Annotated in this window: 14 protein-coding genes and 2 pseudogenes; 12 read left to right on the top strand and 4 right to left on the bottom strand. The window is 68.9% G+C overall.

Going from position 1 to position 19,379, the window contains the following annotated elements:
• Positions 1 to 202: 202 nt before the first annotated feature.
• Complete coding sequence (locus ACWDA7_RS38185) at positions 203 to 409, bottom strand: thiamine pyrophosphate-binding protein (protein WP_450610736.1); 207 nt, start codon at positions 407 to 409, stop codon at positions 203 to 205.
• Positions 410 to 429: 20 nt separating this feature from the next.
• A complete protein-coding gene (gene budA / locus ACWDA7_RS38180; protein ID WP_450610734.1) occupies positions 430 to 1,239 on the bottom strand; it encodes an acetolactate decarboxylase in 810 nt (269 codons plus the stop codon).
• 401 nt (positions 1,240 to 1,640) lie between these two features.
• On the opposite strand from budA, the pseudogene ACWDA7_RS38175 reads away from it, so the two are divergent.
• The 7 genes and pseudogenes from ACWDA7_RS38175 to ACWDA7_RS38145 all read left to right on the top strand — a co-directional run bounded on the left by ACWDA7_RS38175 (position 1,641) and on the right by ACWDA7_RS38145 (position 9,824).
• Positions 1,641 to 3,529, top strand: a pseudogene (locus tag ACWDA7_RS38175) (propionyl-CoA synthetase).
• A 602-nt stretch (positions 3,530 to 4,131) separates the two neighbouring features.
• Positions 4,132 to 4,860, top strand: coding sequence for a DUF1684 domain-containing protein (locus ACWDA7_RS38170; RefSeq protein WP_450610732.1), 729 nt, complete (start codon positions 4,132 to 4,134; stop codon positions 4,858 to 4,860).
• A 45-nt stretch (positions 4,861 to 4,905) separates the two neighbouring features.
• Positions 4,906 to 6,426: an ABC transporter substrate-binding protein gene (locus tag ACWDA7_RS38165; RefSeq protein WP_450610730.1), complete on the top strand. Its 1,521-nt coding sequence runs from the start codon at positions 4,906 to 4,908 to the stop codon at positions 6,424 to 6,426.
• Positions 6,426 to 7,391: an ABC transporter permease gene (locus tag ACWDA7_RS38160; protein WP_450610728.1), complete on the top strand. Its 966-nt coding sequence runs from the start codon at positions 6,426 to 6,428 to the stop codon at positions 7,389 to 7,391. Before ACWDA7_RS38165 ends, ACWDA7_RS38160 begins: the two co-directional genes overlap by 1 nt.
• Positions 7,388 to 8,266, top strand: a complete 879-nt coding sequence (locus tag ACWDA7_RS38155) for an ABC transporter permease (RefSeq protein WP_450610726.1) — start codon at positions 7,388 to 7,390, stop codon at positions 8,264 to 8,266. Before ACWDA7_RS38160 ends, ACWDA7_RS38155 begins: the two co-directional genes overlap by 4 nt.
• Positions 8,263 to 9,063 carry an ATP-binding cassette domain-containing protein gene (locus ACWDA7_RS38150; RefSeq protein ID WP_450610724.1) on the top strand — a complete coding sequence of 267 codons (801 nt, stop codon included), beginning with the start codon at positions 8,263 to 8,265 and terminating at the stop codon, positions 9,061 to 9,063. The genes ACWDA7_RS38155 and ACWDA7_RS38150 overlap by 4 nt, the downstream gene beginning before the upstream one ends.
• Positions 9,060 to 9,824 carry an ABC transporter ATP-binding protein gene (locus ACWDA7_RS38145; protein WP_450610722.1) on the top strand — a complete coding sequence of 255 codons (765 nt, stop codon included), beginning with the start codon at positions 9,060 to 9,062 and terminating at the stop codon, positions 9,822 to 9,824. Before ACWDA7_RS38150 ends, ACWDA7_RS38145 begins: the two co-directional genes overlap by 4 nt.
• A gap of 18 nt (positions 9,825 to 9,842) precedes the next feature.
• Here the strand turns inward: ACWDA7_RS38145 and ACWDA7_RS38140 are convergent, their stop codons facing one another.
• Positions 9,843 to 10,895, bottom strand: coding sequence for an alpha/beta fold hydrolase (locus ACWDA7_RS38140; RefSeq protein WP_450610720.1), 1,053 nt, complete (start codon positions 10,893 to 10,895; stop codon positions 9,843 to 9,845).
• A 1,183-nt stretch (positions 10,896 to 12,078) separates the two neighbouring features.
• Here ACWDA7_RS38140 and ACWDA7_RS38135 point away from each other — a divergent pair.
• From ACWDA7_RS38135 to ACWDA7_RS38115, 5 genes are all read left to right on the top strand, one after another.
• On the top strand, positions 12,079 to 12,840 hold the full coding sequence (locus tag ACWDA7_RS38135) for an SDR family NAD(P)-dependent oxidoreductase (protein ID WP_450610718.1): 762 nt from the start codon (positions 12,079 to 12,081) through the stop codon (positions 12,838 to 12,840).
• Positions 12,841 to 12,863: 23 nt separating this feature from the next.
• A complete protein-coding gene (locus ACWDA7_RS38130) occupies positions 12,864 to 13,274 on the top strand; it encodes a VOC family protein (protein ID WP_450610716.1) in 411 nt (136 codons plus the stop codon).
• Positions 13,275 to 13,524: 250 nt separating this feature from the next.
• Entirely contained in the window at positions 13,525 to 14,289 is a 765-nt protein-coding gene (locus ACWDA7_RS38125) for an SDR family NAD(P)-dependent oxidoreductase (RefSeq protein ID WP_450610714.1), read from the top strand.
• A 195-nt stretch (positions 14,290 to 14,484) separates the two neighbouring features.
• A complete protein-coding gene (locus ACWDA7_RS38120; RefSeq protein WP_450610712.1) occupies positions 14,485 to 15,465 on the top strand; it encodes an aldo/keto reductase in 981 nt (326 codons plus the stop codon).
• 420 nt (positions 15,466 to 15,885) lie between these two features.
• Positions 15,886 to 18,615: an FUSC family protein gene (locus tag ACWDA7_RS38115; protein ID WP_450610711.1), complete on the top strand. Its 2,730-nt coding sequence runs from the start codon at positions 15,886 to 15,888 to the stop codon at positions 18,613 to 18,615.
• A gap of 153 nt (positions 18,616 to 18,768) precedes the next feature.
• Here ACWDA7_RS38115 and ACWDA7_RS38110 read toward each other — a convergent pair.
• Positions 18,769 to 19,178, bottom strand: a pseudogene (locus tag ACWDA7_RS38110) (IS110 family transposase); the annotation flags it as partial.
• Positions 19,179 to 19,379: the final 201 nt, after the last annotated feature.

Raw genomic sequence — 19,379 nt, 5'->3', positions numbered from 1 at the left:
CGGGTGCGGATCGCCACGCCGGACGGGCCGACGGCCACGAAGGGGGCAGCGATCGTACGCAGCGACTCACCACGCATCGATGCACCCCCCTCCCCCACACGTGATCAGCAACAGGAAGAACGGTACCGGCCGGCACTGACAGTGCCCCGCCAAGCGGTCGTGCGCGCTGCAACACCACGAACCAGTACATGCTCGTGCACACTCACACACACTCCTGCACATCCGAAACCGAACAGCTCCCAACCCCCACAGCGGCTGGCCCACGAAGGTGCAGCGCGGCGATCCCGTTCAGCCGGCCGTAGCCGTCCGCCGCGTAGGCTGCGTTGGGCTCGTTGCAGTTCCCGACCCAGTCGATGCCGTCGGTCGCCTCGAGCTGGTCCAGGAATTCCAGGTTGTAGTCGCCGGGCACGCCGAAGACATGCCATGTGCTCAGCCGCCCTCTGCCTTGCGGATCCGGTCCGCGAGATTGGAGGAGGTGAGGTCGGAGCTGAGGAACTGGCCGGTCGTCGGCAGGCTCAGATGGAGCTCGGGGCGCTCGCTGAGGGCGATGGTGCCGTGGTCGATGCGGAAGTCCAGGCAGTGGCCGCCGTGTTGGTGGGTGTCGTCGATGAAGTGCAGGTGGTAGCCGGCCACCGAGATGCCCTGCTCGTAGTCAGGGGTGCGGTAGCCGGCCAAGGTGCCCGTCAAGTCGGTGAAGGTGGTCTCGGCCTGCCCTTCGGCGGCCTCCGTGAGGGATGGATAGGGCGGTTCCTGCTTCCGTACGGTGCGGGTGCGGACCTCGCTGAAACGCCCGGTGATCCGGATCGCGTAGATCAGGTTGGGGCTGCGGGCCATGCCGTCGATGAGCGCCATCAGCTCGCTGCGTGTCATGGGCGAGGTCAGTTCTCGGCTGGTGTCGGCCCGGAACCATGTCATGGCCGCGAACGGCGAGAGGTCGCCGTTGTCGGCGACCTCCACGGATCCGTCGGCGCGCAGGTGGTAGCAGACACCGTCCAGGATCAGCATTTCGCCGTCCAACTGGTTGAAGGTGCCCAGCCCGAAGTCGCCGTGCTCGAGCAGTTCTCCCACCGACACGTCGCCGTCGTAGACGCCGTCGATCAGCGCGCCCATGGTGGAGCTCTGGTAGGCCTCCCGCGCGCGTGCCGGGTCGTGCCGGGCGCCGTTGCCGCCGTTCCTGTGCGCCAGAACCGTGCGGACGAACCTCCGCAAGCGACCTTGTGGGCTCTCCTCGGTAGCCATCCCTGGTACCTCCCAATGCCCGGGCAATCATCGGGACCATGGATCGCGAGGATTGCGGCCCTACGGGTGTCGTCCGGCCTCCGTCTGCGCAGTGGCTGCTACGGAAAGTAATCAGTGCCGCATACGCGCGGCTCAACTGAACGCCTGGGTCCCATACTGCCTTTATCCACACGGTGCGCAACCGGAGGTGCCCGTGTCCGAACTGGGCAAACCGGGCCTGCGCCCCGTGGTTCAGCAAGATCGATCAAATCGGCGGGGAGCCGGCGATGTCCCTGCCTCTCCACCCCCGAGGTGCAGGTGGTGTCCAGCGGCCTCGGGCGGTCGGCGACGCGGTCTGGTCTTCGGTCCGCACCGCGGGGAGACTCGGTCGCACGCAGCCCTCGAGGACGAAGGAGTAGCCCATGGGAGCGTACGAAGACGCTTTCCGGGCCGGCACCGAAGACCCGGAGAGCTTCTGGCTGAAGGCCGCGGAGGGCATCGACTGGGACGTCGCTCCCTCACAGGCTCTGGATTCCTCGGGGGCGCCGTTCTACCGATGGTTCCCCGACGGGCGGCTCAACGTCTGTTTCAACGCGCTCGATCGGCATGTCGAGGCCGGCCGGGGTGAACAGCCCGCGCTCATCTACGACTCCCCGGTCTCGGGCACCCGGCGCACCTACACCTACGCGCGGCTGAGGGACGAGGTGGCTGCCTTCGCCGGGGTCCTCGCACGGCTGGGCGTGGGGCGAGGCGACCGGGTCGTGATCTACATGCCGATGGTTCCCGAGGCCGCTGTCGCGATGCTGGCCTGCGCGCGGATCGGCGCGGTTCACTCGGTGGTCTTCGGCGGGTTCGCGCCCCACGAACTCGCGGTCCGCATCGACGATGCCACCCCCAAGGTGATCGTCTCCGCCTCCTGTGGCATCGAGGGCAATCGCATCATCCCGTACAAGCCGCTGCTGGACCGGGCGATCGAACTCGCCGCCCACACGCCGGAGAAGCGTGTGATCCTGCAACGCCCTCAGATGCCGACCGAGTTGGGGCCCGGCGATCTCGACTGGACGGACCTGGTCGCCGCCGCCACCCGGGCCGGCTGCGTGTCGGTCGCCGCGACCGACCCCCTGTACATCCTGTACACGTCCGGAACGACCGGCAAACCCAAGGGAGTCGTCCGCGACAGCGGCGGCCACGCCGTGGCACTGCACTGGTCCAGGGTGCTGTGTATGACGTGGGTCCGGGCGAGACGATGTTCACCGGGTCCGACGTCGGATGGGTCGTCGGGCACTCGTACATCGTCTACGCGCCCCTGCTCGTCGGCGCGACCACCATTCTGTACGAGGGCAAGCCGGTCGGCACGCCGGATGCGGGCCAGTTCTGGCGGGTGGCCGCCGAGTACCGGGTGAAGACCATGTTCACGGCGCCCACCGCCTTCCGGGCCATCCGCAAGGAGGATCCGAAAGGGGCGCTCACCGCGCAGTACGACCTGGCCGGGCTGCGCTACCTCTTCCTGGCCGGTGAGCGCCTCGACCCCGAGACCTACCACTGGGCGAGCGCTCTGCTGGGCGTCCCGGTCATCGACCACTGGTGGCAGACGGAGACCGGCTGGCCCATCGTCGCCAACCCGGTCGGCATCGAACCCGCTCCCGTCAAGCCCGGCTCCCCGACGTTCCCACTTCCTGGCTGGGACGTCCGCGTCCTGGACCCCACCGGCCGGCCCGTGCCCGCAGGCGTCGACGGGTCGATCGTCGTGCGGCTTCCCCTGCCTCCCGGTTCGTTGCCGACGCTCTGGAACGACGACGAACGCTTCGTCTCCTCTTATCTCTCCGCCTTCGACGGCTACTACCTCACCGGAGACGGCGGCCATATCGACGCCGACGGGTACGTCTTCGTGATGGGCCGCACCGACGATGTCATCAACGTCGCCGGGCACCGACTGTCCACCGGCAGCATGGAGGAGGTCCTGGCCGCCCATCCTGACGTCGCCGAGTGCGCCGTCATCGGCGTCGCCGACGCCCTCAAGGGACAGGTACCGCGCGGATTGGTCGTCCTGAAGGCGGGCACGGGCCGTGAACGGGGCCAGGTCGAGGCCGAACTTGTGCAGCTCGTCCGCGAGCGCATCGGCGCCGTCGCCTCGCTCAAGGAGGTCACGGTCGTGGCGGCCCTGCCCAAGACACGCTCGGGGAAGATCCTGCGCAAGACGATGCGCGGCATCGCCGACGGCCTCGACGAACCCATTCCCTCCACCGTGGACGACCCCGGCGTCATCGAGGCCCTCCGTCCCGTTCTGCGCCACGACGGTCACACCGGTTGAGGGCTGGGGCTGACATGCACCTCGCGTCGAACGAGTCGCAGCAGTCGCACGACGAGCATGAACAGCGGCGACTCCGACCTCGAAGGCGCGATGTGCCGCTCGAGACGTCCCGGGTGCGGTTGTGGATCCGTGTGTGGACCTTGCCGGGCTTGGCGAGGGGGCAACGCACCGGCCGCGTGGTGGATGTCACATAACACGAAGGAGACGGTCGGGTGGATTCATACCGCCCGCGCGCCGGCCATCGCGTCGGGTTCGGCACCGGCGTGGATCTGCTTGGTCTCGAACGATCGCGCCGAGCCTGCCGAACACACCACAGATCGGCCGTCGAGGCCGGACAGCGCGGCCGCGACGGCGAAGAACGAGCGGAAGGCACGGGAAAGCAGGAGGATCAACCGCCGGAAACGGCGGCGGGACGCCGGAGGTGAGGCGTCAGCATGGAGCCGGTCCTGACCGCCCGCAGGCTCCCCCTCCAGAAGGCCGTCTCAACATGTGTACGCCCTATTTGACATTAGGTTCCCTTATGGAAGATAAAGAACATGCTTGGGCCATGTTTTCGCGCAGCGTGACGATCGCGGCGTGAGGCCGCCGATCCCTCTACGCGAATGAGTCCGACCGTGTCCCACCTCACCAGCGACGGCCCCGTCGGCCGCTGGCACGCGTGGCGTGCCGAGCGCCATCGCGCCCTCACCTCGCCGACCGGGAACCTCGCCCTGGCCGAGACCCGCTGGCTTCCGGCCGGTGAGCGCCCGGACGTGGAGAAGGCCCGCGTCGGTCAACCGGACGCTGTGACGGTCACCACGCTCCAGCGGACCGACCTCGTCACCGGGGAGCCCGAGCACGGCCTGCGCTTCTGGGACGCCGATTCACCCGCCATCCACCATTTCGATCGGGTCGACACGTTCCCCCACGACCCGGCCTGGGTCCTCCCCGCCACGTACACCCCCGTGCCCGGTGCCCGTCGGATCGCCTTCGAGCACCTGCGGGACAACGGCGGCACCCGAGAACTCGTCGTCCCCGGCGACATCACCCTCACCGTCGACGGCCGCGACTACACCCTCAGCGCCTTCGACGACGACGGCACCCTCCTGCTCGTCTTCGGCGACCCCACCAACGGCGTCAGCACCTACGGAGCCGGGCGCTTCCTCTTCGTGCAGCGCACGCAGGACGAGCACCGCGTCCTGCTCGACTTCAACCGCGCCTTCGTGCCGCCCTGCGGTTTCTCCGATCAGTACAACTGTCCGATGCCGCCGCGGCAGAACCGCTTCCACCTGCCCATCGAGGCCGGCGAGAAGCTTCCCGTCTTCCGCGGCGGCTTCCCCACGCAGCACTGACCGTCGACCGCCTCCCCGCACCGCAGCACGAAAGCGCCCTTCACCATGAGCCTCAAGAAGACCTCCCTGTACGGCACCGCGACCGCGGCCACCCTCGCCTTGACCCTGACCGCCTGCGGCGGCTCCGGCGCGGGCGGCAGCGCCGCGGGCGGCGCCTACGACAAGAACGCCACCGTCAGCATCGGCTCGCTGTACGAGCCGCAGAACCTCGACAACACTGCCGGCGGTGGCCAGGGCGTGACCGAGGCGCTCAACGGCAACGTCTACGAAGGGCTGTTCAAGCTCACCGACGACGGCGGTGTGGAGAAGCTGCTCGCCAAGGACTACAAGGTCAGCGGCGACGGCCTCACCTACACCTTCACCCTGCGCGACGGCGTGAAGTTCCACAGCGGTAAGGAACTCACCAGCCAGGACGTCAAGTACAGCCTGCAGAAGGTCATCGCGGACGACTCCCAGTCGGCCCGCAAGAGCAACCTCGAGGTCATCAAGGACATCGCCACCCCTGACACGCGGACCGTCAAGGTCACTCTGTCGCAGAAGTCGATCTCTTTCGTCTACAACCTCTCCTACGTCTGGATCATCAACTCCCAGGCCAAGAACCTGAAGACGACGGAGGACGGCACCGGCCCGTACAAGCTGGACAAGTGGACCCACGGTTCCGCGCTGAGCCTGGACCGGTTCGCGGGTTATTGGGGCAACGCCGCCAGGAACAAGGCGGTCGTCTTCCACTACTACAAGGACGCCACGGCCATCAACAACGCGCTGCTGACCAACGCGGTCGACGTGGTCACCAGCGAGCAGTCACCGGACGCCCTGGACCAGTTCAAGAACAACCAGAACTACAAGGTCAGCGACGGCAACTCCACCACCAAGCTGCTGCTCGCCTTCAACGACAAGGCCAAGCCCTTCACGGACGTCAAGGTGCGCCAGGCCGTGTCCGCCGCCATCGACGACAAGAAGCTGCTGGAATCGGTCTGGGGCGGGTACGGCAAGCTCATCGGCTCGATGGTGCCGCCCACCGACCCGTGGTACGAGGACCTCACCAAGGTCAACGCCTACGACCCGGCGCGTGCGAAGCAACTGCTCGCCGAGGCCGGGTACGCCAAGGGCTTCGCCTTCACCCTCGACACCCCGAACTACGACCCGCACCCCACCGCCGCCACCTTCATCAAGTCCCAGCTGGCCAAGGTCGGCATCACCGTCACGATCAACACGATCACGCCCGACGAGTGGTACACGAAGGTCTACAAGAACCACGACTTCACCGCCACGCTCCAGGAGCACGTCAACGATCGCGACCTCGTTTGGTACGGGAACCCCGACTTCTACTGGGGCTATGACAACAAGCAGGTCACACAGTGGGTCCAGCAGGCGGAGGAGGCCTCCACCACGACCGAGCAGACCGCGCTGCTGAAGAAGGTCAACGAGAAGACCGCCGAGGACGCGGCCAGCGACTGGCTGTACCTGTACCCGCAGATCGTGGTCGCCAGCAGCAAGCTGTCGGGCTACCCCCTCAACGGCCTCAACTCCCAGTTCTACGCCTACGACATCGAGAAGAAGGGATAATGGCGCGTTACGTCCTGCGCCGCCTCGTCTTCCTGGTGGTGTCGCTGGCTCTCGCGAGCGTGGTGCTGTTCGTACTGCTGCGCATGCTGCCCGGCGACCCGGCCAACGCCCTCACGGCAGTGGGCGCGAGCCCCGAACAGATCGCCGCGGCACGGCACTCCATCGGCTCCGACAAACCGCTGCCCGAGCAGTTCACCCACTGGCTCGGGCAACTGGCGAGCGGCGACCTCGGCACCTCCTTCGTCAGCTCGCTGCCGGTCGGACCCGAGGTCGCCTCCCGGCTGAACATCACCGTCCCGCTCACCCTGGCCGCCTTCGTCCTCGCCGTCCTCATCGCCGTTCCCGCCGGATTCGTCGCCGCGCACAAGCGCCACACCTGGTACGGCGCCCTGCTCAGCGGCGTGTCCCAGCTGGGCATCGCCGTCCCGGTGTTCTGGCTCGGCATGATCCTCGTCGACGTGTTCGCCCTGAACGCGGGCTGGCTGCCGGCAGGCGGATTCCCGCAGGACGGCTGGTCCGAGCCTGCGGACGCGATCCGCTCCCTCGCTCTGCCGGTCGCCACCATCGCCCTGGTGATGAGCGCGTCCCTGATCCGCTACGTCCGCTCAGCGACCCTCGACGTTCTGGACAGCGACTACCTGCGCACCGCACGCGCCCTGGGATCGTCCTTCGGACGCGCGATGTGGCGGCACGGTCTGCGCAACGCCTCCGTGCCGGTGATCTCCGTCCTCGGTATCGAACTCGCCTCGACCCTGCTCGGCGCGGTCGTCGTGGAGTCGGTGTACGCACTACCGGGCCTCGGCTCGATGCTCGCCACCGGCATCGCCCAGCACGACTACCCGGTCATCCAGGGCGTGCTGTTCGTCTCCACCCTCGGTGTGCTGTTCATCGGCTTCGCCGCGGACCTGCTCCAGCGAATCGTCGACCCGCGACTACGCGGACGGCTCTCGGGAGGTGCCCGGTGACTCCGGCCGACACACTCGAAGTGGCACGGCCTGCAGGGGCGCCACGGGCCGGGCGCCGTTCCCACGTCTCCGCCACACTCGTCGTCGGTTCTGCCCTGGCCGGCCTCATTGCGCTCCTCGCCGTGGTCTCCCTGTTCTGGCTGCCCTACCCCGCCGACGACACCTCCGGCGGACGGCTGACAGGACCGGGCGGGGGACATCTGCTGGGTACCGACAAACTGGGCCGCGACCTGTTCACCCAGGTGATGACCGGCTCGCGGATCGCCGTCGAGGCGGGCCTGGGGTCCGTGCTCATCGCCGCCACCATCGGCATCGTGCTCGGCGTGCTCGCCGCGTTCGCACAGGGCTGGCTCGACGACACGCTCTCCGCGTTCCTCGACATCCTGATCGCCTTCCCGACGCTGCTGCTCGCCATGCTTATCGTCGCCGCGCGCTCGGCGACCCTGGGATCCGCCGTCCTCGCCATCGGTCTGGCGCAGAGCGCCATCGTCGCCCGACTGGCACGCATCCTGGTCAAACGCGTCCTGACGCAGGACTACATCACCGCCGCACGCACCTCCGGCACGTCCTGGCCGCGTATCGTGCTCGGACACGTCCTGCCCAACGTCTGGCCCACCCTCGTGGTCAACCTGGCCCTGCAGTTCGGACTCGCCGTGCTGGCCGAGGCGAGCCTGTCGTACCTGGGGCTTGGCGCCCCACCGCCCAACGCCTCATGGGGCCGCATGCTCCAGGAGGCCCAGGCCACCTTCACCACCGCCCCCGCCGGGGCCCTCGCCCCCGGCATTCTGCTCGTCCTGCTCGTGATCGGCGTCAACCTCATCGCCGACGGTTTGCGGGAAACCCTCGATCCGGCGACCGGTCGGAGGCGCTCATGACCCTCCTCGATGTACGCGGGCTGACCGTCCGGACCGCCGAGGGCAGCGTGCTGATCGACGACCTCTCCTTCACCGTGGCCGGCGGTGAACGGCTCGGCCTCATCGGCGAGTCCGGGTCCGGCAAGTCGCTCACCACGCTGGCAGTCCTCGGTCTGCTGCCCAGCGGCATGACCGCCACCGGCAGCGTCGAACTCGCCGGCACCCAGATCGTCGGCGCGACCGAGAGGGCGCTCACTTCGGTGCGTGGCCGGGACGCCGCGGTCGTATTCCAGGAGCCCCTCACCGCGCTCGACCCGTTGATGCGCGTGGGCCGGCAGATCGCCGAGCCCCTCGCCAGACGCAGGGGCCTCAAGGGCGCCGCGCTCCGCGACGCCGTCGGCGACATGCTGGCACAGGTACGGCTGCCGGAACCCGAGCGTGTCGCCCGGGCCTTTCCGCATGAGATCTCGGGCGGACAGCGGCAGCGCGTCGCCCTGGCGATGGCCTTGGCCTGCGAGCCCAGACTGCTGATCGCGGACGAGCCGACGACCGCGCTGGACGTGTCCGTGCAGGCGGAGATGCTGGATCTCCTCGACACCCTCGTCCGAGAACGGGGAATGGCGGTGATCTTCGTCAGCCACGACCTCGCCGTGGTGGCGCGGGTGACCGACCGGGCTCTGGTGATGAAGGACGGCCGGGCCGTCGAGACGGGAACCGTCCACGACCTCGTCCGCTCTCCGCGCGAGGAGTACACCACATCGCTCGTGGCCAGCGCACGGAGGCTGGAGGCCGCCCTGGACCTGAGGAGCCCGCGGTGACGCCCGTACTGGAACTGAGAGACGTGGCGCTGCGCCACAGGGGGAGCGCGGTCGACGCGGTACAGGACATCTCGCTCGCCGTCGAAGCGGGGCACAGCCTCGCCCTCGTCGGCGAGTCGGGGGCGGGCAAGACGACGCTCCTGCGCCTGCTGCTGGGGCTGTCCCGGCCCACCGCCGGGACTGTCCGCTTCGACGGTGCCGACCTGTCCCTGCGCGACCGGGAGCAGATGCGCCGGTTCCGGCGCAGCGTCCAGTGTGTCTTCCAGGACCCGTACTCCTCGCTCGACCCGCGTCGTCGCGTGGGCGCCGTCGTGGCCGAACCGCTGCGCTCCCTCGGTATCGACACACGGTCCTCCGCCGTGGCGAAGGTGGCGGCGGCCCTGGAACGGGTCGGCCTTCCGGCCGACGCGATGGACCGCTACCCGCACGAGTTCTCCGGAGGACAGCGCCAGCGGATCGCCATCGCCCGAGCCACGGTGTGCCATCCACGGGTGCTGCTGGCCGATGAGCCCGTCAGCGCACTCGACGTCACCACCCGGGTCAAGGTCGTCGACCTGCTCGCGGAACTCAAGCAGGAACAAGGGCTGACGCTCGTGATGGTCTCCCACGACCTGTCGGTCGTGGCGTCCCTGTGCGAGCGCACCGCCGTACTGGAGCGGGGCCGCGTCGTGGAGCAGGGCGACACCGCCCCGGTGCTCGGCCGCCCGGCGCACCCCTACACCCGCCGCCTGATCGACAGCGTGCCGCGACTGCCCGCCTGAACCCGGGCCCGAGCGGTGTCACATGCGGTCGGCGTCCAGGACCGCTTGGGTGAACGCCTCGGGCGCCTCCTGCGGGACGTTGTGGCCGATGCCCTTCAGCGTGCGGTGGGCGTAGGGCCCGGTGAACTTCGCGCGGTACGCGGCGCCGTTGCCAGGCGGGGTGAAGGGGTCCAGCGCACCGTCGAGTGTGACGGTGGGCACATGGATGGGTGGGCCTTCTGCGAGTCTCGCCTCGAGGTCGTCGTAGCGCGGGTCGCCCGGTGCGAGACCGAGCCGCCAGCGGTAGTTGTGGATCACGATGCGGACGTAGTCGGGGTTGTCGAACGCCTGGGCGGTGCGGTCGAAGGTGGCGTCGCTGAAGTGCCAGGTCGGTGAGACGTTGTGCCAGATGAGCTTGGCGAAGTCGTGCCGGTACTCCGCAAGGCCCAACTCGCCCCGCTCGGTGGAGAAGTAGTACTGGTACCACCACGCCCACTCGGCCGCCGGGGGCAGCGGCAGGCGCTGCTGCTTCCGGTCGGTTATGAGATAGCCGCTTACGGAGACCAGGGCCCTGCAGCGCTCCGGCCATTGCACGGCGATGATGTCGGCGGTGCGGGATCCCCAGTCGAAGCCGCCGAGGACGGCGCGCTCGATCCGCAGGGCGTCCATCAGCGCGATGATGTCCACCGCGAACACCGCCTGCTCGGCGTTGCGAAACGTCTTGGGGGACAGGAAGGTGGTCGTCCCGTAGCCGCGCAGGTAGGGGACGATGACACGGTAGCCGTGCGTGGCCAGCAGCGGTGCCACCTCGACGTAGCTGTGGATGTCGTACGGCCAGCCGTGCAGCAGGATCACCGCGGGGCCGTGGGCGGGTCCCGCCTCGGCGTAGCCGATGCTCAGCTCGCCGGCCCGGATCTGCTTCAGCGCACCGAAGGAGAGGGTCCCTCGCGCCTGGTCCGGCCCGGCTGATTCCGCGCCCCTTCGGGCGGCCGCCGAGGCCGAGGAGGGGGCGGGAATCCCCACCAGTGAGGCAGCCGCTGTGCTCGTCGTGGCGGCGCCGAGGGCCTTGCCGAAAGTCCGCCTGTTCATCACCTGAGAACCGTCCTGTCGTGTCCGCTGGTCGGGGGAGGTGGCTGCCGCACCCGGCGAGGAGCACCTCCTCGCATCGCCGACTCGGTGACCGGAACCACGACAGGGCTCGGTCGCCGACACGGGAGACGTGGTACCGACGGGTCTCCCCGCTGGCGCCACGCGCACAGAGCAGGAGCTGGGCCCGCGCCTGCCAGTCCGACAGATCCCCGAGACGAATGTCACAAAGCCGCTGACAAAGCGCCCACCGACCGCGTCCGAACGGGGGATGGCACGCGGACGCCGCGGCCCCGGGTGTCCACCCGGAACGCTCGCCGGGTGGACCGGCGGCGACTCGATCCCCATGGCCTCTTGACCTGGCGTTCGGCGAGCCGGCTCGTCACCTGTCGGCGCCGGACGAAGGCGTTCACCCGCCGATACGGTGGGGATTCCGCAGGCAGCCCGCTTCACGCCGTGGTCGACGACCAGCAGGCTGAGTCCACCACCTGCCGCTGGCGGTTCCGCTTCGGCCGTCCGCCCCGGGCCGTGCGACCAGGCCTGAGGCCAGAACCGGCAGCACCGTGCGGATGACCTGTCACCCCGCCTCTGTCATGTCAGAGCCATGCCGCCGGGATGCGATCCGGTTTGTCCGCCCTGTTGCCGGAACCTGTGCGAAGCAGTCGCCCGCAGGAGACGGCGAGTTTGGTCTGTGTGGGCGAGAGCGCGTGCAACTGTGGCGCCAGGGCGTCCGGAACTGCTCGTTGGCTTCAACAACCCCGAGCTACCGCGAGGTTGTGCGTCGACTCGCGGTTACCTGGGCTGTCGCGCGGTGACGGCCCTGTCGTCGGGTGCCGCCCCTGTCGTCGTCGGTTAGTCACGGCCCTCTTCCTGCCACACTTGCAACCGGAACCGGTTCCGCTTATGGTTCAACCGGAACTGGTTCCGGATGGCAGAGTACTGCGGCATCGGGCTTCTCCGTGAGCGGCCGCACTCCGGCCCGTCCGGCGGTGTCATGCATGACCGGCTCCTTGCCGCCCTCGGAACCGAGGCAACCACCACAAGGGCGTGGGCGATGCCCGCCGGCAGGTCTCCCGCGACGTGATCGAGGTCACGTGGGACGATCCCGCCGACGCGCTCCCCGGCTCTGGCCTCACTGAAGAACTACGCCACCCGAACAGGATCAGGCAGGGAAGACAGGAAAGAGATCATGGACAAGTCTTTCGAGGGCACTACGGCGCTGGTCACCGGCGGTGGAACCGGTATCGGCCGGGCCTCGGCACTCGCCCTGGCCGCGGCCGGCTGCACCGTGACGGTCGCCGGACGCACGGTGGCCACCCTGGAGGAGACCGTTCGGATGATCACCGAAGCCGGTGGCACCGCCCGCCATGTGGCGTGTGATGTCAGCGACGAGCAGTCGGTCGCGCATGCGGTCGAGGTGGCGGTTGGTGACTCCGGGCGGCTGGACTTTGGCGTGAACAGCGCCGGGATCAGTGGCGGAGACGATCTGCGGAAGACGGCTGACTACCCCGTCGAGACCTTCGACCGCATGATCGCCACCGATCTGCGGGGGACGTTCCTGTCGATGAAGTACCAGCTGCGTCAGATGCAGGCGCAGGGCTTCGGCTCCGTTGTCAATATCGGCTCCGGGGCGAGCGTGGTGGGAGTGGCGGGCTTCGCCGGGTACACCGCGGCCAAGCACGGCGTCGTCGGGCTGACCCGGACGGCTGCGCTCGACTACGGGCCGGACGGCATCCGGGTCAATGCTCTCGTCGTCGGCCTGGTCAATACACCGCTGATCGCCGAAGGCCGCTCGCCGGAGGTGATGGCCGCCCGGGTGGCAGCCCACCCGATCGGCAGGATCGCCGAACCCGAAGAGATCGCCGACGCCGTCCTGTGGCTGTGCTCCGACCGGTCCAGCTTCGTCACTGGCGCGGCCCTCCCGGTCGACGGCGGATACACGGCCCGCTGACCGGAAAGGCATCACAACTGGCCATGTCCACGGTTTCCTTTGATCACATCGGGCTGTCGGTCGCCGACCTCGACCGGCAACGCCACTTCTACATCGAGGCGTTCGGCTTCCACGACAGGTACCAGACCGAGATTCCCGAGACTGGTATCCGGATTGCGCTCCTCAGCGGCCCCGGCGGCGCCTCGATCGAACTGACCGAGCGCGTCGGCTCGGCACCGCAGCACTTCGCCGATCCGGTCGAGGGCGCAGGCGTCCAGGGCTACTTCCACTGGGCCCTCACCGTGGACGACCTGGAGGCGGCGGTTTCCACCGCGGTCGCCTGCGGCGCCCGCGCCATCTCCCCGCCGGCACCGGCCCGGCGGCCCGGGATCCGCTTCGCCTACCTCGCCGACCCCGAGGGCAACCTCGTCGAACTGCTGCAACACACCCACTGAACCGGCACCACCACCCACAAGCCCTCGCCCGCACATCGGCGGCCGCAACGGACCACGGGCAGCCTCTTGCGCGCCCAGGCCGCCCCGCACGGGCCGAGATAGACGGGTCGGAGCGGCGGCACTTCCCACCGCACTCGGTACGACGGCAACGCGGGCCCGCGCTTGGGCCCCGCCCAAACGTCCGTCGGCCGCGGCCCGCTACAACCTGCGGCCTGTCAGGCCGCGATCACCACACATGGAGGAAGACATCATGACCGGACGACTGCAGAACACGGTGGCGCTGGTGACCGGCGCCAGCAGCGGCATAGGCGAGGCGACGGCGCGCAGCCTCGCCGCTGAAGGCGCGGCCGTCGCCGTCCTCGGACGGCGGCGCGAGAGGCTGGAAGAGCTCGCGGACAAAGTCCGCGCCGATGGCGGGAAGGCCTTCGTGGTCACCGCGGACATCACCGACCAGCAGCAGGCCGCGGCGGCCGTGGAGGCTGTGGTGACCGAGTTCGGGCGCCTGGACACGGTCGTCAACAACGCCGGCACCATGGGCGTCGGGCAGGCTGTGGACTCCCCGCTCGAGGAGTGGGAGCGCATGCTGGAGATCAATGTCCAGGGCCTGCTGTATGTCACCCACGCTGCGCTGCCGCACCTCCTGCGCGCCGCGGAGGACTCCCCGCGCCGGGTGGCGGACCTGGTCAACATCAGTTCCACCGCAGGCCGGGTGGCCCGGCCCGGGACGGCCGTCTACAACCTGACCAAGTTCGGCGTCAACGGATTCACCGAGGCGCTGCGGCAGGAGGTCATGCAAAAGCGCGTGCGGGTGAGCGTGGTCGAGCCCGGCACCGTGGCCACGGAGCTCAGCTCGCACCTGCGCGACGGTGTCCGACAGGCGATCGAGAAGCAGGTCGAGGGCATGGAGATGCTGCGCCCCGAGGACATCGCCGACGCGGTCTCCTACATCGTCACACGGGACCGCCGGGTCGCCGTCAACGAGATCCTCGTCCGCGCCGGCGAACAGACCTGGTAACAGACCGCGGACGAAACCGCTGGACGGACCCTCCCTCCGGCAATCCACCTGCGAGGCCCCCATGCCGGCGCCGCCGATCCCGCGCCGGCACGGGGCCCGCAGCACGCCGACCGCCCAGCAGCCTCGCAGCTGAGGCGACATCAGAAGAGTAAAACGGGCTTCCATTGCCTGTGATACGCGGAGAGTGACATCAACATGGAATATGTGAAGCTCGGCCATACCGGTCTCGACATCTCACCCATCTGCCTGGGCTGCATGACCTTCGGTGAACCGGAACGCGGTTACCCGTCGTGGAGCATGCCCGAGGAAGACAGCCGGTCGATCCTCAAGCAGGCGATCGAGGCCGGCATCAACTTCTTCGACACGGCGAACGTCTACTCGGATGGCTCGAGCGAGGAGATCCTCGGGCGCGCCGTCAGGGATTTCGCCCGCCGGGACGAGGTCGTCGTCGCGACCAAGGTCTGTGGCGTCATGCGTCCGGGGCCGAACGGCGGCGGACTGTCCCGTAAGGCGATCTTCACCGAGGTCGACGCCAGCCTCACCCGTCTGGGCACCGACTACATCGACCTCTACCAGATCCACCGTCTGGACCCGAAGGTGCCGATGGAGGAAACCCTCGAGGCCCTGCACGACGTGGTGAAATCCGGCAAGGTCCGCTACATCGGCGCCTCGTCCATGTACGCCTGGCAGTTCAGCAAGGCGTTGTACCTGCAGAAGATGAACGGGTGGGCGCGCTTTGTGTCCATGCAGGACCACTACAACCTGTTGAACCGCGAGGAAGAGCGCGAGATGCTGCCCCTGTGCGCCGACCAGGGGATCGGTGTCATCCCGTGGAGTCCGCTGGCCCGTGGGCGCCTCACCCGGGACTGGGACACGGTGACCGACCGGTCCTCGGCCGACGCCTTCGGCGACACCCTGTACAACGCCACCGAAGCCGCCGACAGGGCGGTCGTTGAGCAGGTCGCCAAGATCGCCGCCGCGCGGAGCATTCCTCGGGCGCAGGTCGCGCTCGCGTGGCTGCTACGCAACCCGGTGATCTCCGCCCCGATCGTGGGTGCGGGCAAGCCCGGCCACCTCAACGACGCACTGGCCGCGCTGGAAGTCAGCCTGACCGACGAAGAAGTGGCCGAACTCGAGGCACCCTACGTCCCGCACCCTGTGGTAGGGAACTTCTAACCGACGCGCCTCCGGCCCCGGGGTGCGCAGGTTCTGGCGCACCCCCGCGCCAGGACCACACCGGCGCAGGCGCACGGTCCATCCAGTCCGGAAACAGGCGCGCGCCTGGCCGGTATCAGCGTCGACCCCGCCCGAGCCCGCCGTCGCGCGCACCCCTCACAACGCGTCCGCCCGGGCCTGCTGCGGGTGCCGGATACCCGCAGCGACGTGCACGCATCGATCTACCGAAGCATTTCGGAGGTCCGATCAGTTCCAGCGGCGATCGGTGCCCGCCCCGTATTTCGCTGCTCCACCGCAGGCAGGGCACTACCGCGATGCCTGACTGCCAGTCGCGACGGCGACTGAACTCGGAACGCGCCGTCGCGTTGGCCCGCGCGGTGTTATTCACGTGATCGTACAAACACTTGCCACGGAGGACAGTTGAGCACGTCAACTACGGAGACCCGCCAAGCGGACGCGGCGGTGGACGCCGCCGGGCCGCCCCCGGTCCACGTCCCGCACCGGGTCAGCGGGCCGAGACGCTGGTGGGACTGGGTGCTCGCCGCAGACCCCGGGCTACTCCAGCTCCAAGCGGGCTGGCGTGCACTGGTGTCCATGTCGGTCGCCTTGACGGCTGGCTACGAACTGTCCGACCCGCTGGGCGTGCCCGTGTTCTTGAGCATGCTGCTGGGCGGCCTCATGGGATTTCTGAGCTGCTTCCTGGTTGCCGAGAAGACCCCGCTGCGTCTGGCCCGCGCCATCTTGTGGATGCCGCTGCCGTTCTCCGCGGTACTGCCGCTTGTCTTGTGGCTGCATCCCCACCGGATACTCAGCATGTGCCTGATAGGGCTGCTGGCGGCCATGATCTTCGTGCTGGCACGCTTCGGCCCGATCTGGCTGACCGCTGGCACCATGATGTTCGCCGCCAGCATGTTCGGCATGGTAGCGCCGATCCCGTTGGCCCTGTGGTGGCGGATCCTCATCCTCGGCATCGCCACCACGGTTGCCATGCTGGTCGCCTGGCTCGTGCTGTGCTATCCCATGCCGCGCGAGGACTTGCTGCGCACCCAGCGCGCCTTTCTGGTCGAGGCGCGGCGGGTCACCGAAACCGCATCGGTCGCCCTGACTCCGAACGCCAACCGGGCCAGGGCGGTCAGGCGTATGCGGCGCACGCTGCGGCGGCTGAACATCACCACGCTGACCATCGACGGCCACCTCGACCAACCCGCGATGGCGGCCGATCCGCACACCGCCGAGCTCCTGCACCAGTACCTCTTCAACGCTGAACTCGCCCTGCAGGGCATCGGACAAGCGGTGCAGCAGCTGGCGTCCCGTCACGTGCCCACCCGGCTGCGCGAGGCGATGGTTGTCAGCCTGGTCATCGCTCGGGACACGCACCTGGGCCGGGCCGACGCGCTGCGCCCGGCCGCCGACCTGATCCGGCAGCAAGCCGGTGCCGGCCAGGAAGGCATGAGCGCCGAGGAGGCCGAGGTCCGCGCGCTGGCCCGCCGGGTCGGCGATCTGCTCGATGCCTTCGCCGACGCACTCGCGTGCTGGCTGAACCTGGGAGAGAACTCACCCACGGAGCGCGCCAGGGTCCCGTTCCGAAAGACCGTGGTGCTGGTGCAAAACCGCCCGGCCGGAACCGCGCTGGTCGCACAGCGTGCGGGCATGGCCCACGGCGCCAGCGGCTGGCGGGGTGCCGTGCCCTCTCTGCGCACACCGCTGCAGACCGCGATCGCCATCGCCATCGTCTGCCCGATCACCGACGCGATCGACCCGGGCCACTTCTACTGGGGCATCAGCGGGGTGATGCTGTCCTTGTTCGGTGTCAGCACCACACCGGACCGGCTGCGCAAACTCGCGCACCGGCTGCTCGGAACGGCCGTCGGGGCGGTGCTGGGGATCGGCGCGCTCCATCTGATCGGCCCGGGCCACATCTACCAGACCACGGCGTTCATCGTGGTCGCGATGTCCCTGTGCGTATGGGGGATGCAGCGGCATTACGCCTACTTCGTCGTCGGGCTCGTCGCCGCGCTGACTCAGCTGTACGGCCTGAGCATGCCGTACTCCGGCATGAACTGGCTGTTGACGAAGCGGCTGATCGACAACGGCGTGGGCATCGTGATCGCCACCGTGTGCGCCGCCGTCATCTTCCCTGTGTCGAACAGCAAGATCGACCGCGAGGCCAAGCGCGGCTACCTCTCCGCACTGGAGCAGCTCATCGCTCAGGTCGCCGAGCGCTGGCGGGACCCCGAGGCACCGACCCGGCTGCGCGGTGCGGCCCGCGGCGTGGATGCCGCCCTCTTCCAACTGCGAGACGCGCTAAAGCCGCTGGTCTGCATGCCGCTGGGGGTGCGCGGGCGCCGCAACGAGAACCTCCTCGCCCTGTTCGGCACCGCAACCCAGCACGCACACGCGCTGGCCACCGCCGCCGACATCGATCTCGCCGCCCCGCTGCGTGCCCGAGCGGAGCAGATCACCGAGGTCTTCACCGATTCCCTGCACGCCCTGCAGGAGCAGATTACGACGGGGCGGCGCAGCGGTAGGTGGACCCGGGTCAGTCCGATGATCCGCGAAACCGAATCCCTCCTGTTGAACGCCCCCACCGGGCGGGAAGCTGAGCGGCTCGGTGTCGCCCTTCGGGAACTGTCCGCCCTGGATGAGGTGCTGGCGAACCTGGCAGACACCGTCGGCCTGAGCGTGATCATCGCGCCGCAGCCGGCGGCGGCTGCCGACACCACCGCCGCCTGCCACTCGGACGTGGGATCCCCCGCCCCCCGGGTGGCCGGACAGGGACACGGCCGCCATCGGGCCGGAGGGGCCGCCGGCCCGTCCCGTCCCGCCGACAGGGCCGACGCACCACAACGAGCCGCCCACGCGCTGGACCCGACGCACACCGCTGCCACGGGCACTGTCAGCGGCACGTTGCGCTGCCCGGTGCACCCCGGCGGCTGCGAGGCGTGGATCACTGTGGTGACCGGCCAGGGCCAGCGCTGGACGCAGGGCAGGACGGTGAACGGCCGCTACCAGATCACCGGGCTTCCCCCGGGGGCGTACACCCTGATCGCCTCCTCCTCACAGCACGCACCGTATGCCCAGTTCCTGCTCGTGGACCGGACCGGCCAGCAGCTCAGACACGACATCGCACTCGGCCCCGCCCGCTGGTAGCCCCTGCTGTCCTTCTTGATCAGGTAGTAGGCCTCCCGAGCGACGTATGATCGCGATGCGGGTCGCCGATATGGGGTTGCGGAACGCGGTCTCCTCCGGCTGCCAGGCCGCACAGGTGCGGATCAGTTGCATGCGGGTCAGATTGTGCACAAGTCGGAAGGCTTCGCGTAGCCGGTCGACTTCAGCCTCGATGCCGCGCTGGCGGCCGGCCTTCATGAGGAGTGACCGCAGCTGGGTACGGGTGAGCTTCGCGGCGCGTTCCGGAGTGGGGCAGCGGCCAGGACCACACGCGCGAGCGGGGAGCACAGTCCCTCGCATGAGGACTGGAAGGCGGTGAGGAAGCCGGGGAAGTATGCGCGCGGGTGGGAGCGGAGATTGTTGGCTGCCTGGGTGCGGTCCCAGACGGCGTCTTGCTGTGCTCTGGCCAAGACCGCGACGGCCTCGGCGAGTTCACTGTTGCGAGGTAGCGGCCGGTGGGCGGCCATGTCGGTGCGAAGGATGTTTGCAAGGACCATCGCGTCGAGGTGGTCGGACTTCTTGCTGGCGACCGCGTGTCGGTCGCGGCAGCAGCCGCTCCGGGGGTTGGGAGCTGTTCGGTTTCGGATGTGCAGGAGTGTGTGTGCGTGTGCACGAGCGTGTACTTGTTCGTGGTGTTGCAGCGCGCACGACCGCTTGGCGGGCACTGATGCTCCTATTGGCTGTCAAGCGGCTTGGAGCCAGTTGCGGTAGGCGTGGGCGAGGTCGTCGTCTCGGCGGATCCCGCG

Source organism: Streptomyces sp. NPDC001156 (genome assembly GCF_053598275.1).
Note: the sequence above shows the minus strand (reverse complement) of the source record. Positions and strands in the feature narration are given on the sequence as shown.

Excerpts from the sequence above, each read along its gene's own strand:
- ACWDA7_RS38160 (WP_450610728.1), top strand. The coding sequence starts at position 6,426 with ATGGCGCGTTACGTCCTGCGCCGCCTCGTCTTCCTGGTGGTGTCGCTG.
- ACWDA7_RS38165 (WP_450610730.1), top strand. The coding sequence starts at position 4,906 with ATGAGCCTCAAGAAGACCTCCCTGTACGGCACCGCGACCGCGGCCACC.
- ACWDA7_RS38170 (WP_450610732.1), top strand. The coding sequence starts at position 4,132 with ATGAGTCCGACCGTGTCCCACCTCACCAGCGACGGCCCCGTCGGCCGC.
- ACWDA7_RS38120 (WP_450610712.1), top strand. The coding sequence starts at position 14,485 with ATGGAATATGTGAAGCTCGGCCATACCGGTCTCGACATCTCACCCATC.
- ACWDA7_RS38150 (WP_450610724.1), top strand. The coding sequence starts at position 8,263 with ATGACCCTCCTCGATGTACGCGGGCTGACCGTCCGGACCGCCGAGGGC.
- ACWDA7_RS38125 (WP_450610714.1), top strand. The coding sequence starts at position 13,525 with ATGACCGGACGACTGCAGAACACGGTGGCGCTGGTGACCGGCGCCAGC.
- ACWDA7_RS38135 (WP_450610718.1), top strand. The coding sequence starts at position 12,079 with ATGGACAAGTCTTTCGAGGGCACTACGGCGCTGGTCACCGGCGGTGGA.
- ACWDA7_RS38130 (WP_450610716.1), top strand. The coding sequence starts at position 12,864 with ATGTCCACGGTTTCCTTTGATCACATCGGGCTGTCGGTCGCCGACCTC.
- budA (WP_450610734.1), bottom strand. The coding sequence starts at position 1,239 with ATGGCTACCGAGGAGAGCCCACAAGGTCGCTTGCGGAGGTTCGTCCGC.